Annotated in this window: 7 protein-coding genes; 5 read left to right on the top strand and 2 right to left on the bottom strand. The window is 53.0% G+C overall.

The window, feature by feature from the left end; translation table 11 throughout:
- The 3 genes from AK963_RS11930 to AK963_RS33220 form a co-directional block, all read left to right on the top strand.
- The coding region (locus AK963_RS11930) for an LPD38 domain-containing protein (protein ID WP_175404498.1) at positions 1-7,049 on the top strand (7,049 nt) is incomplete at its 5' end.
- Between the two features lie 871 nt (positions 7,050-7,920).
- Positions 7,921-10,683, top strand: coding sequence for a S8 family serine peptidase (locus tag AK963_RS11925; protein WP_066015680.1), 2,763 nt, complete (start codon positions 7,921-7,923; stop codon positions 10,681-10,683).
- Positions 10,684-11,295: 612 nt separating this feature from the next.
- Positions 11,296-11,676, top strand: coding sequence for a YadA C-terminal domain-containing protein (locus tag AK963_RS33220; protein WP_175404497.1), 381 nt, complete (start codon positions 11,296-11,298; stop codon positions 11,674-11,676).
- A 286-nt stretch (positions 11,677-11,962) separates the two neighbouring features.
- Here AK963_RS33220 and AK963_RS11915 read toward each other — a convergent pair whose 3' ends face one another.
- Together AK963_RS11915 and AK963_RS11910 are read right to left on the bottom strand one after the other, a co-directional pair.
- A complete protein-coding gene (locus AK963_RS11915; protein ID WP_066015678.1) occupies positions 11,963-12,352 on the bottom strand; it encodes a hypothetical protein in 390 nt (129 codons plus the stop codon).
- Positions 12,353-12,419: 67 nt separating this feature from the next.
- Positions 12,420-12,905, bottom strand: coding sequence for a hypothetical protein (locus AK963_RS11910; RefSeq protein ID WP_066015677.1), 486 nt, complete (start codon positions 12,903-12,905; stop codon positions 12,420-12,422).
- A 354-nt stretch (positions 12,906-13,259) separates the two neighbouring features.
- On the opposite strand from AK963_RS11910, the gene AK963_RS11905 reads away from it, so the two are divergent.
- Both AK963_RS11905 and AK963_RS11900 read left to right on the top strand, forming a co-directional pair.
- Positions 13,260-13,808 (top strand): hypothetical protein, encoded by a 549-nt coding sequence (locus AK963_RS11905; RefSeq protein WP_066015676.1) that lies wholly within the window; start codon positions 13,260-13,262, stop codon positions 13,806-13,808.
- Positions 13,801-14,220 (top strand): hypothetical protein, encoded by a 420-nt coding sequence (locus AK963_RS11900; RefSeq protein WP_066015675.1) that lies wholly within the window; start codon positions 13,801-13,803, stop codon positions 14,218-14,220. Before AK963_RS11905 ends, AK963_RS11900 begins: the two co-directional genes overlap by 8 nt.
- Position 14,221 lies beyond the last annotated feature (1 nt).

The following is a 14,221-nucleotide window of genomic DNA, read 5'->3' as shown; positions in this document are numbered from 1 at the left end:
AGATCGTATCTGCAATACGGGCATCTGTTGACCCCCGAACAGAAGAAGGAAATGAGAGCCAATCAGAAGAAGATTCTGGACGCACAATCCGAGTTCGACAAATTGATGAGGGAACCGGACGCTACCGAGTCGGAGAAGGCGAAGAAGGAAAAATAGAAGAACGTAAGCGGCGCGACAAAAAATCCGATCTGGAAGATGCCGGTCAGAAGGACCTGTTCGCCTCCCCAGACCTCTCCGGTGACGAAAGAAAACAGCAAACCATCGAGAACCAACGTGTTCTGGTTAAGCATGATGAAACCGGCACCATAAAAGCCGGCACCGACACCATTCACACCTACGATGACCTTGCCCACTTTATTGCCCCGATCCGCAAGCTGGCGCAGGAGGAAATGGTTGCCATTGTGCTTGATGGCAATGACAAGGTGATCAATGTCATCAAGCACAGCAAGGGGCAGAAGGCCTCGGCCTCCGTATCCCCATGGACACTGGCCGGTGCTGTGGTTGCTACGCCTGATGCCAAAAGCGTCTGGTTTGCTCACAACCATCCCTCTGGTGATCCTGAGCCCAGTATGTCGGATGTGCATATTACCCACAGCCTGAATGAGGTGCTGGACGGCAGTGGTGTAGTGAATATGGGGCATGCCGTGGTGGGTACCACTGGCCATGCCAAAATCATGGATGCAGAGGGCACAGTGCAGATGGGCACCGTGGTGCCCAAGCGCATGGCTCGCAATAAGACATTCCCCATTACCGAACGTCGGCTGCGCTATAACCGGCCTTACATCAATTTCGGGTCACCGGAAGCAGTGCGCCCCTTCCTCGATACCATCAGCCCCAATGCCGTGGTGCTGCTGGATAGCAAATACAATGTTACTGGCGTCCTGCCGTTGTCGGACAGCGATCTGAAGACCCTGCGTCTCCCAACGGATGACCCCCAGGGACGGGGGAAATCCCACCAAGCGCCGGGAGCGCGGCTGGGGAACCCAGCGGCTGCAAGGATCATGCAGGCACTGGACAGCACCAACAGTTCGTCGGTCATCCTGAAAAGCAATGGCTCCCCACTGGCCACGACAGGCACAAGTAACCTGATCCGCTTCTTCAACCGGGGCGACCGTATCCAGGTGCTGGATCACTTTACCGGCAAGGACGGCAGCTACCAGTCTGCCGCCGAAAGAGGAACTCCAGACCTGAACGAACGGGGCTCCTTCTACGCCCTGCGAAAAGACAGCAACGCCCGTGGCATCCAGTCCGGTCCGCTGCGTCTGAAGCTGAAGCCGCTGGAGCAGAAACTGGGGCAGTCCATCCACGTATTGCAATCGGAAACCGAACTGCCCTCCAGCCTCTACCAGAAGGTGATCAGCGACAAGGCTCAGGGACGGGTGCGGGGGATGTTCGACCCGGAGACCGGCGAGACTTACCTGATCGCAGCCAATCTGGACACCACGGGCGAGGCGGTGCGCACTGTCCTCCATGAACTGGTGGGCCATAAAGGTGTCCGTGGCCTGCTGGGCAAACGGCTCGATACCGTGCTGGACGAAATTCACCGGGATATGAACGATCGGCTGAAGCAGGCACTGGCTAAACGGTATGCACGACAGCTTTCAGGAAAATCTGAATCAGAAGCCAACCGGATCATTGCCGAGGAATACCTGGCGCACCTTGCGGAGAAAGACCCGAAAAACGGTCTGTTGACCAAAGTGGTCAGTATGATCCGCAATGCCCTGCGCCGGTTGTTCCCCAATATCAAATGGACGGACGTCGATGCGGTGGAACTGCTGAGTGCTGCCCGTGGTCATCTGAAGCGCAATGGCAGCTTGAATACGGGTAGCAGTAAAAGCGGTCGATACAGCGATGCAGGCATAGCCCCGACGTTCTACTCAGCTGTGGAGCGCAGTGCCGCTGCGGTGAAATCTGACAAGTTGCCTGCCCAGAGCTGGCTGAATGCCATCAAGAAAGGCAACTTTGTGCAGGATGAGGAAATCCAGTGGCTGGGCCTTGACCTGTGGCTGGCGGACAAAAAGGGTGAAAAGCTGAGCAGGGCCGAGGTGCTGGATTTTATCCGCCAGAATGAAGTACGGATCGACGAAGATCTCAGTGTTGATGCGTTCGATGAGCAAGAGCTGGAAGAGCGGGTCTATGAAAAGCAGCAGCACTTTATCAGCGAGCGAATTGGCGATTACGAGCACGGCTATTCGCTGGGTGAGCTGTCCCACCTGCTGGATGATGCGCGGGAGGTACTTCGGGAGGATGAGTACGACTTCCACTATCAGGAACTGAAACAGCGGTTTGAACGGGGTGAGCTGGATGACCATGAAGTGGACGCCCTGGTGGATGACGATGGCAATCTGAATGAATCCGCCCTCCACGAAGAAGCGCAATGGCAAGCCAATAACAGCGTCGATAATGTTGACGACAAGGAGCTGGTACGGGATCACATCCCCTATTCCGATAAGGAAGACGCCGCGCTGGAAGCCTGGGAGAACGACTATGAGTCGGATGTGCGAAGTGACCTGGAAGCGGAGCTGCGGGATGAGTCCGACGTTCAGTACCGCAATTATGCCATGCAGGGCGGAGAGGAGTATTCTGAGCTGATATTGGTGCTGGATAACAACAGCCACGTATTCCCCGCTGATCCGAATCACAAGAACCTGAGCCCCATTTCCGAAGAAGAAGCCAAGGCACTGGCGCAGGGCATAATGCCCGCCGGTATGAAGGTGGACGATGTGGGCTGGAGTCAGGCGTTCCGGGATTACACCCTCTACCGTCGCAATGGCGATGACAAGACCATGATCACCACCGGTCACGCCACCGAAGCCTCGGCCATCGCTGCTGCGGTCAGCAAGCATCAATCCTTTGCCCGATGGCGACAGGACGACTATGACGAAAGCCACTGGGGAACAACAGAAAACGTACTGGCCCATGTGCGCTTCCAGACCTTTGATGAAAACGTCCATGGTCGTAATGAACGGATTCTGTTTATCGATGAAGTGCAGAGCGACTGGCATCAGGCCGGACGGGAAAGTGGCTATCGAACACCAGAGTCGGTGCGTAAACAGGAGCAGCGCAATGCCCGGATAAACGTAGTCGATGACAGGATTCGGTCCGTCGTTAAACAGCGGGATGAGTTTGGCAAACAGCATGCTGAAACCGGTGCACGGCGTGATGACCTTACCCGTCAGATCAAACAAGAGCAACGCCTGGATCAGACGCAGGTGGAACAGCTGAACAACGAATTGACCACGGTTGCAGAGGATGTAGAGAACCATTTCCAGCAATGGGTGGATGCCGAAGCCCAGTTGAAAGCACTGCGAGATGAACGACAGTCACTGTTCGATACCGACAAACATCGGTTCTACCGTCAGGTACCTAATGCGCCCCTGAAAGAGAGCTGGCCCAACCTGGTGATGAAACGGATGATCCGCCACGCTGCAGAGAACGGCTTTGACCGGATCGCCTGGAGCAGTGCCGCACAGCAGGTGGAACGGTATCCCAGCCTTGGGCAGGTGGTAGAGCAGATGAAGGTATCCCCCCAGTTTACCCACGAAGGCCGACTGACCCATGTCACCTTAACGATCAAAAACCGGAACGGCAGCAACCGCAGAGAACACATTGCAGAAGAGCGGCTGGACGCTTATGTGGGCCATCGTCTGGGGGCAAAAATACGTGAGGACAGCCACTCCGTTTATCAATCCCTGCAAGAGGAGCGCAGCCAATGGTCCACCGAGCAGGATAACGACGATCAGCAGAACCGCTGGTTTATCCGGGATGCCAATGGTGAGGCACTGTATATGTCCAATGGCTCGCGGCTCTATTTCGACTCACAAGACGGAGCCAATCAAGACATTGACCGGGCGGTATTCGCCGAGCACAGCGCCGACTTTACCCTGGAAAACCTGGACGAGCTGATGGGCGACGGTGCCAGGGGAATGCGCGAGTTCTACGACAAGCGTCTGGCCAATTATATGAAGAAGTACACCAAAAAGTGGGGAGCAACGCTGGAGCCTGTCGAGATCCATATCAACGGCTCGCAGTACCCATACGACACCAGGCCCGATAAAGTCTGGTCGGTAACCGTCACCGACAAGATGAAAGAGTCTGTGCTGAAGGATGGCCAGCCGCTGTTTGCCTTGAAAGACAAAAAACAGGGTAAGCAGCAGGACAAGCAGCCGAAGCCAGGCAGTAGCCCACGCTACGCCCTGAAAGACCTCCCCGACGATGTGCAGTCCGTGATCAACGACATCCATGGCGGCATTGCCCCGAAACCGTGGCACGACCGGTTGCGGGAGTGGTGGGAGGCCAAACCGCTGAAAGAGCATATCAAGCGGGGATTGCTCCATATCAATCAGGGCGTATTCACCGATGCCGCCATTATTGAACAGCAGGAAAAACTGCTGAACGATGGCAAGCTGATGGATGCAACGGTATCTGCCAGCAAGGCCGTTTACCTGGCCCGCAATCTGGATAATGTGACCGATGCCACGTTCCATAAAGGCACCCCGATGCTGAAAGATGGCAGTATTGTTATCAAACCCGACAGCAAGGGACTATTTGAACTGCTGAAGCCGGTCACTGAACGGAATGAACTGGAAATCTGGGAGGTATACGAAGGCAGCCACCGGGCGCAGCGGATCATGGAGGAAGACAAGGCGGCCAGGGCCAAAGGCAATCAGTTGCTGGCTCAGGGGCAGGCACTGAAAGAAACGCTGGATGCCGTAGCACCGGATGAATATCCCGGTGGTCGTACCGGTTGGAATCGTGACCGCAGACAGATGGAAAAAGACCTGAAACTGGGCAAGGCACTGAGCCAACAAAACCGGGAGAACCTCTACGACCAGCAGCGGATCGACACCATTCAGAACTGGGTGCATACCCAGCCGGAACTGGCGAAGCGGTTCAAGCAGGTGATGGGCGACTACCAGCAGCACAACCGCGACCTGCTGGACTTTATGGAAGCCGCCGGCACCCTCGACAAGGAGCAGCGCAAGCTGTTCGATACCGGCGACTACATACCGTTCAACCGGATACACGATCTGGAATACCAGGAAGAGAGCCAGCGATTCCTCCGGCCTAAAAAAGGACTCGGCGGCCAGACCTCCGGTATTCAACGATTAAAAGGTGGGGTGGAAAAGATCGCGCCACTGGAAGCGATGGTGCGCAATACCCGTTCCATGCTCGATGCGGCCCTGAAGAATATCGCCCAGCAACGGGTGATCGATAACGCCCTGCAACTGGGGGCCGTGGAGAAAATTGAGAATGCCATTACCTTTACCGACGACGATGTAAAGGCCGCCCTTCAGGGAATCGGCGTCAGTACCGATCTGACCCCAACACAGATGCGCGGCTGGAAGTCGCTGATGGCAAAGTACGAAACCTTGAAAGGGACCACCAGTGTCTCACGCGATGGCAAGCTGGAAACCTACGCGGTGGATGATCCGCTGCTGCTGGCCTCCATTCAGGACATCGGACCGGAGCTGCACAGCGGCTTTATGAAACTGGTGGGCATTCCCAGCCAAGTAGTCCGACGCGGTGTCACGACGATGCCTGCCTACTGGTTCCGAAACCTGACCCGGGATACGCTGTCCACGGCAGTGCATATTGCCCCGGAGGTGAACGGCAAGGTGGTGGGTATGAACCCACTGGCCGGTGCCATTCGTGGTTTCAGAAAATCCCTGGATGAGGATGACTCCCTGTGGGCGATGAAAATGGCCGGAGGGAGCAGTAGCAGTGGTCACTACCGGAGCAACTACAACAATATCCGCAAGAAGCTATCCCCTGCTGAACAAAAGCGCATCCTGAGCACGCCCGGCAAGCTGATCGATTTCTGGGACAGCATTGGTGCCCGGTTCGAGGACTCCAACCGGCTGCACGTCTTTGAACGGGTAAAGGAGGAAGGTGGTTCAACGGCGGAAGCCGCCTATCAGTCGCTGGATGTGATGAACTTTACCCGTAAGGGGCAGTGGGGCATTGTCCGGTTTCTGACCCAGTCCATCCAGTTCACCAACAGTTTGCTTCAGGGGGTGAACCGGATGTGGCGAGGCGTGAAGCCCGGTGATGAGCTGCACTGGAGCGCCTTTTCCGGTGAGGTGCTAACACGGGGGCTGATGTACGGCTTTGCCTCCTGGCTGCTGGTGCGACTGTTTGAAGACGATGACCGTTACCAACAGCTCAGCACCGACGAGAAAGTGGCCTATCACCACTTCTGGGTCGGTGACGGGGCAGACGGCCACTTCCGAATCCCCAAGCCGTTCGAGGTGGGGCATATCTTTGCCACCATCCCGGAGTTCCTGTGGCAGGGCATGATGGGGCATGAGGATGCCAAATGGACCAAGGATGCCATGGTGACTTTGGGGATGGCGATGTTTAACCTGGAATCCACACCCATACCGCAGTTCATCAAACCGATCTGGGAAGTGGGCGAGAACCGTGACCGTTTCCGTGACCGGGATATAGTACCCATGAGCTTGCAGCACCTGAAGCCCGAAGCCCAGTACGATCCGTACACCAGCGAGACGCTAAAGGAGCTGGTGCAGTACCTTCCCGAAGGCGCACCGGAGTGGATGCGCTCCCCTAAAAAGCTGGAACACCTGCTGAAAGGCTATTTCAATGCTTTTGCCACAGGAACCCTGGCGGTGACCGATGCGGTTACCCGACACCTGACCGGTGCTGGCGAAAAGCCTTCATGGAACAAACAGGACTACCCGGTGGTGGGGTCGTTCTTTGGTGATCGCATCAAAGGCAGTACTCGTTACACCAATGAGCTGTATGAGATGAACAAGGAGGTGAATGCCATTGCTTCATCCATCAAGCACTATCAGGAGACCGGGGAAACCCAGCGAGCTAAAGAGCTGGAACAGTCAGCAAGTACCAGACTGAATAACAAGTCCGGGCTCAATAAGGCCAGTCGGGAGATCAGCAAGCTGCGCAGGGAAGTCCGCAAGGTGATGGAAGACCGGATGATGGATCGTGACACCAAGCGGGAACGGCTCGACCGGCTGAACCAACAGATTAACCAGATCGCCACTAATGCTGTGAAGCGTTACCAGAAATAAAAAGTAGTATCCGCTCCGGTAGATAAGTGTCAAAACACAAGGTCTCAGTCGCATCTTTTTAGGTGCTACTACCAATTTCGGAGAAGTGCTGTTTTCAATAGGATGCTCCCGTCCTCACGGAAGAGGCACCGTTCCAAGTGAACGCTGTTCCATGACGCAGTATACCTGCTGTGAATTTTGCAGAGAAAATCTTATCTCACGGGCTTTAGGGTCCGTTTTTTTTTGCAAAGACGGTTTATGTCGTATTGAAAATGACACGCTAAAATACCGCCTCTTACGGAGGCGAATCGGTCAGATCACCAGGGCTGTTATTATTTTTTGACAGGTAAACGCTCCAACTTCCTCCAGCCCCACAACCGGCTCATAGATTGTCTCACCCATCACAAGGATCGCTCCCGGCTCTGACTGCGGTTGTTATTAGCCCAACTTTGCCGCTTGGGTATCTCACGCAGTATCAAGTTTAACTGGTTTCTGTGCTTTCAATTCAGCAAGCCATTACCTAACCTTGCCACCAAACGTGGGTCGTTAACAATACTGAATCGTTGACCACTGACATGTCAGTGGCTACTGAAACGCAAATCTGTCGAGAACAAGTATTGCCAGCAGACTGTTGGAGAATAGACAGTCCAACTGCGATATTAGCAAATTGGTCTGAAAATTCGGTTTTGCCAGGCACTGCGAATTCATCTGAATCTCCCGTCGCTGTAAACACTGCGTTTGTTAGTACTCATGACGTTGGATATCTGCCCCTTTTTGCCGCTTGCATTTGATGGGCGAATGTCATTTTAATGGTCAATAGTCAGGCCATTTCAGCGAAAGGAATTTGACTGGATGGCAGAACCGGAGTGTTCCACTGAAAAGGAATTCAGACATGTCACCACGGACGACGTTATATCCTGCCATTGTTGTAGCTCTGCTTTTTTTGTATCCCCAGTCCGGACATGGAAAACCTGCGAACTATTCGCTGAATCAATTTACCTCCCTGCCAACCATCGGGCATATCGTTATCGATGATTGCTTTTCGGCTGGTTTCGGTCAGATGGGGGAGTCTGACTGCCTTCAATCGGAGTATCCGTTACTCGATACAGCAGAGTTTCAGTTATCGAGTTTCACAACCGGTCTTTTTGGTGAAGGAAGTCGCTCATGGCTGTTGATCGGTGGTGCTGCAGCCGGTGTCGCAGCAGCGTTGGCCGGTGGTGGCAGTAGTGGTAGTGATTCATCACCAGCGTCGATCGGTAGTGGAATATTCGGGTCTGGAGAGACCGGCGCTGAAGTTAACCAGAGGGATATCACTTCTCCTGCCTTTTATCAGACCAGCGAGTACCTTCAGCGAGCAGATCTTGATGTGATCAAGGCCAAGGAAGCTTATGCAAACATTGCGGTGTTTGCCGGGGTTGATGGTGCTGTCCAGGGAGGGGAGGGAACAACCATTGCCATTCTGGATACCGGTGTTGACGCAACCCATCGGGATTTGGATGGTAACCTCCTGACTCCTTGCGGCTCCGGTGATAGGTTCTGTCGGGAGCACTATGCCCTGTCAGACCCTGCCGGTCACGGTACTCATGTGGCCGGTATTGCTGCGGCCGAGAAAAATACCAATGGCGTTCATGGTGTGGCCTTCAATGCCCGGATTTTGCCCGGTTGTGCCTATGTCAGCGGGGGGTGTTACCAGCAACCTGCTGGTGATGGTGAACTCATGTATTGGGCGAGCAGTAACGGAGCAACGGTTGCCAACATGAGCTATGCCTACACATTTGGCGAACGCACCCTGGTCGCTTCGGATATAGCCGGTATGAACCCGGACTATCGGCACCCGGATCTGAAATCGTATCTGTTTGGTGCTCCGGACAATCAACCCGACAGTGATTATCAGCAGGCTGCGGCGGCACTGCAGCAGGGACTGGTGACCGTGGTTGCTGCGGGCAATTTTAATGATGCAGTGATCGGAGCCACACCGGAAACGGAGCAACCCTCGGTGATGGCGATGGCGCCGTTGATCTATCGCGACACCGCTATAGGCAATGACCTCGATTATCAATGGCTGACGGTGATCAACGTTGCGAACAACGGGCAACGGGTGGGGTCATCACACGCCTGTGGCTATGCGGCTGACTTTTGTCTCTCCGCTCCGGGGACGGCTATTACTTCCACGATCCCCGGTGGGCGTTATGATTCACTGACCGGCACATCCATGTCGGCCCCACAGTTGTCGGGTGCGTTTGCCCTGATCGCAGGGGCATTTCCCAGCCTGAAGCTACCATCATCCAGTCGGCAATATGATGTCTGTCGACAGGACAGCCCGATATACAACCGACGTCAATGTCACAGCAAAGCCGTGGTGAATCGACTCCTGGCTTCAGCCACGGATCTGGGTGAGGCGGGTACTGACCCTGTGTATGGCCGGGGTCTCCTCAATCTGGAGGCTGCCACGTCGCTGATGGGGGAAGCACTGTTACCTTCACGGTCGGGTGCCTCCTATACACTTTCGGAGAGTCGGTTCGCTCCCTCTTTTATTTTAAACGGGGTTGAAAAACAACTGTCAGCAATCCGCTTTGTTGCCGTAGACGACTACGATAATGCCGGCTTTATATATCCCGGCACAGCCCTGCTTGCGACCAGCGATGATCATCATTCCGGGATCGACGCCCTGCGCTATTTGCAGCGCAGTCTGCCTGGTGAGCCTCTCTCCAGGATGGCGATCAGTGACCATCTGAGCCTGGCGTTTACCCCACCCGATGGATACAGCGAGTTTACCAGCCCTTATTATGAGCTGGACTATGCAATGAGCACAGAGGTTGCCCTGACTTTTGGCTATGGTGACTTATCCCGACGCGATTTTGCCGGGGGATCATTTGGCTTTACGGGAATGAATGTTCTGCCCGCCAGTCAGGCATTCGACGCCCCATTGTCGTATTTTCAGGGACAGGGGCAATACGTTCACTATCAGCACCAGCTCGCTGATCATAGTCTGTTGGAATTGGCTCTCACTCATGGTGAAGCGGAGGAATTTATGAACCGGCATGTCGGTGAGCCGGAGTCGACCACTGTGATGTTCAGACTGACCAGACCTTTCACCGATCAACTGACCGGCAGCTTACGTCTTGGCAGCCTGCGTGAAGTATCAACGGTACTGGGCAGTCATGGTACGGGCCCGTGGAATACGCATAATGGCAGCGACTCAATACTAATAGGTGGTGGCATCCACTACCAGTTTGACCCATCCATGAAAATGATCATGAATTATTACCGGCTTACCACCGGGGCAGATCAGACCCGTGGAATCCTGAACGTGCCAGCGTCGCTTACGGCCAGTTCATTTTCCGGTGGGTTGTGGATTGATGGCGACCATGGCTGGCAGTACGGCCTGTTTGTTACCCAGCCACTCGGGCTGGATGAAGGAAGGGCAGGACTTGAACTGCCTGTTGGCTACGTCGGCTACTCGCTGGCGTATGAACATTTTGATATAGACCTTGAGCCTGAAGCGCGTCACCTGGAATACGAACTGGCCGCCAGCTGGTCACCGGATCGTTCCCCGTTGTCATTGAAGCTCAACCTGATCAGTATCCGTAACCACAGACATATCCCTGATAACGACGACATCATCGCCTTGATAAACCTGTCGTTCATTCTATAGTTTTGTCAGTCGTCTCTTGAGTAAGGTCTAATGAATATTCGCTGGTTACTCTCCTTCGTGATAGTGTTTTCGGTCCAATCAGCGCTCGCTCAGAACCCTGAGGAATTAAACCCTCTTCTGTCGCCAGCTCAGGGCTTACGCACGAGTATTCGCATTCTCATTTAGGTGGCTTTTTGCTTATATCTTGAACAGTTAGGTCACCATTTCTAGTGTTCCTGTCTGAATCTAGGATTGAAAAATGAATCTTTATCCGCCAAATCCAGACAATAGTGCACGAATTATTACAATCTTTGTCGCTGAATGTGCCCCGCACAGATTTAACAAGCAGCGCTGACTCCCTAAATGCGAATGATTATCCTCATGCGTAAGCCCTGGTCGCCAGCTCCATCTCCAAGAACTTCAGACTTGCAGACAACCGCAAATCAAATTACGGACATGGTTAATCAAAATCGTGACGCGGTTAATATGCATCAAAATATACTGCACAGTTTTTATCCTGATCTCAGAAAAATATCTTATGCTGACGGGGTTCTTACGTTGAAGCCATCCTGGCCTGAGGGATCATATCCTTATACTTACAATGGGCAGCAATACACCAGCACTGCAAAAGATATGCAAATTAGACTTTTTGACGACGCCCAACAAAAAACAGCGGCTAGCCAGCTTTCCAACGAGATGAACCGGGTAGCTCAGGAATTGAACAACATTGATCAGCGGTTGCAGTCGATTAATGCTGAGATGCCGGACACTATTATGAACAAAGTCACAAAGTACGGCAGAGCAATCAGCGTCAATGCTGCATTTTCATCCCTGCCCAATGTTTATTTACCCGGGAGGAATTTTGTCGGTATTGGTCTTGGCCACTTCGATGGTCATACCGGCATGGCGCTGGGAGTTTCACGAAGTTTTGAAAATGGTTTTGTGATACAGGGTCGCTACGGTGCATCGGAAGGTACGTCGGTAGTATCAGCGGGTGCCGGTCTTTGTTTCTAATTACTGGTGGCTATTACAAGCTTTAGGTTGTCCAATGTGCTGCCTGTATTGACGGTGACTGAACAACCGAGCTTGTTGTGACCGTATTGGTCATTACTTTGGATTAAGAAAATGATGGTGAATCAACAAATAGAAAGAAGAACGAGAGAATAAAAAAAAGCTGATAACTATCTGGGGGACAGGAATCAGCAAAAACGTTGAGACTGACTGAATTATCAGGATGTGGTGTCTGAGGCGTAATCCGTATTTAACGAAGAAATCATGCCACACCAGTTCTTTTTAGCGTTCAGTTCGGTGCAATAATAACCGGCTCATTTCCAGGGAATTCCTGCTGGTTAATGTGATTTAAAAGTGACTCACTCATCTTACTCCCAAGACAGAACTGATTTTTTCTGGGAAAGATCGTGAATAGTGGTGATGAATCCCCTTCACAACTGATGGCGATAAAGTCAATACCTGGAGCATTAAAGCAACGCTCATCAGGGTCAGAAGCAGCTTCGTTAATTTGCGGGATTTCCCTGACGCAGGGTTCCACTTTGAGAGTGATTGAAAACGAACCGCTGGAGGTTGAACCAAGTGCTCCCTGTTTAGTGACGGCCAATGCATCAGACGCAGCGGAAGTGGTAATACCAACAACAAAGGCGAGCGCTAACGAAGTGTTTATTTTTGTGCTCATAGTCGCTTATCCCTTAACGCTCTCATTTACTCGGAATCAGGTCAGGTTGTCTGGAATTGCCTTTTGATCATGATTCAAGCTCCTGCACATAGTGGTGGTAGGCAAATATCCGTCTCAGGCGAGGGCGTTTAGTGAGTCGTTTAAACCAGAGGTTGACCCACTGCTCTGGTGATATATTGTCGGCAACACTTCCCTCCCATACCGGCAAGTAGTCCACCACCCTGGGCTGGTCTTTGTCATCGAGCACGGTAAACAGAATGCTGGCGTCGGCTACCCGGCCTTCGTCGGTCACTCTTCGCTTCAGGTAAAAAACCATGTCGAGGGTAACTTGCCAGAGGTGCTGATTGTTATTCATCATGAGGTTAAAACGGGCGGTATCGAAGGGGATGTGATCATTGGCTTTGAAGAAACATTGTGGCTCGAGCCAGGCGGGATATTTTCGAATGGAGAGTCCGTGGATGGTATCGGGCTGGTGCTCAAACCACGATTGCAGCTGTAAAGACTGAGCCTGTAACTGCTCAATTGCGGAAACTGCAGTGATCGCCGGAACCATAAAGAACCTCTGTCATGCTCGGTCTGTTTTTTTGTCGTTATGCACTGTCTTTCTTCAGCGAATACGCCAGCAACGGAGCATTCAAAACCCCTCGATGGTCATACACTGACGTTCAGAATTCTATTTTTGCGCAGCGTGTAAGCAAGCCTTTTCTGGCCTGAGCACTGAGAATATTGATTTTTGTCAATGAGTTGGAATATATCTGTTGAGCATATTGATATTCGTCATGCTCATGGGTTAATTGTATTGACTGTACGCAATATTGGGTGCCTTCCCCCTGGGGGGCGCCTTTTTTTGCGGGCAGAATATTGGCAAAACTGCCTGAGCTGCAGTCCATGATGAGATCGTTGCCGTATGGACAGGTCTGATAGTGTTATCGGCCCAATGAAGAGCGTGCCTGACTGGTATCTCCGATTCAACATTCCCCGGGCCAGTGGCAAGCGGGCCAGGTATCTGGCCATTTACCGTCGCTGGCTGGATCGTACTGACCCCCATCACCATCTTTATCCCGTGACCCAGAAAGACGGACAACGATTCATCCGACTCTGTGTGACCTGCAAACCGCTGAGCATCAATATTCAGGATCAGTTTGTCTGCAGCACCCGGCAAACAGAGGATCAGGCCTATGCACTGGCGATGGCTCACCGACGAACCCTGCCGGATGAGCTGTTCTGTATGAGAAAACGCTCCGAGCCAGAAGTGCCGGGTGTTTATTGCTATCCGATGCTTGGCTACAAGGGCGATATCTCTACCGGCGTCAAGCGGCTGTACTGTTGTTTCTCATTTGCCCGCTATACACCGTCTGAAGCTTACGACCGTGCGGTGAAAAGTGTGTTTGATGCGAAAGGCATTGACTACCCAAAGTCACTGTTCAAAGCGCTGGAGGCTCAGTGTCATGGATGATTCGGCGGCATTTTTTCAAGCGTTGGTTGAGCAGATCGAGCTACCAACCTGGCTGGCAAACCGGTTCGGTACAAAGAATGACCTGTTTACCTGTATTTTTGAGGCATCAGCGCAGGATCGGTATGACCTGTATGCATACTGGCCGCTGGAAGTGATGGCCATTCTCAAGTGGGAAGCCACGCTTGAGCAGCGTGATCGGGTGGGAGCCGAACTGTTTGGCTTTCTTTACTGCCTGGATAATGAACATGCTCCTGCGGCCAGTCGCCAGGTGCAGTTACTTCAGGGGATTGAGCAGTGGAACCGGATTCATGACTCGAGGGCGTGCCCTTTCAGCATGTGGCAGGCCTATCTGAAGACGTGGGCAGAAATGACGCATCAGACGTATTCAGTGACGCGGATAAAGGGGGAATAGC

This window comes from Endozoicomonas atrinae, from assembly GCF_001647025.1.
GTDB classification, from domain to species: domain Bacteria; phylum Pseudomonadota; class Gammaproteobacteria; order Pseudomonadales; family Endozoicomonadaceae; genus Endozoicomonas; species Endozoicomonas atrinae.
This window is presented reverse-complemented; position numbering and strand designations above follow the sequence as displayed.

Bases quoted from the DNA above. Each gene is read 5' to 3' on its own strand.
- AK963_RS11925 (WP_066015680.1), top strand. From the start codon at position 7,921: ATGTCACCACGGACGACGTTATATCCTGCCATTGTTGTAGCTCTGCTT.
- AK963_RS11905 (WP_066015676.1), top strand. From the start codon at position 13,260: ATGGACAGGTCTGATAGTGTTATCGGCCCAATGAAGAGCGTGCCTGAC.
- AK963_RS33220 (WP_175404497.1), top strand. From the start codon at position 11,296: ATGCAAATTAGACTTTTTGACGACGCCCAACAAAAAACAGCGGCTAGC.
- AK963_RS11910 (WP_066015677.1), bottom strand. From the start codon at position 12,905: ATGGTTCCGGCGATCACTGCAGTTTCCGCAATTGAGCAGTTACAGGCT.
- AK963_RS11915 (WP_066015678.1), bottom strand. From the start codon at position 12,352: ATGAGCACAAAAATAAACACTTCGTTAGCGCTCGCCTTTGTTGTTGGT.
- AK963_RS11900 (WP_066015675.1), top strand. From the start codon at position 13,801: ATGGATGATTCGGCGGCATTTTTTCAAGCGTTGGTTGAGCAGATCGAG.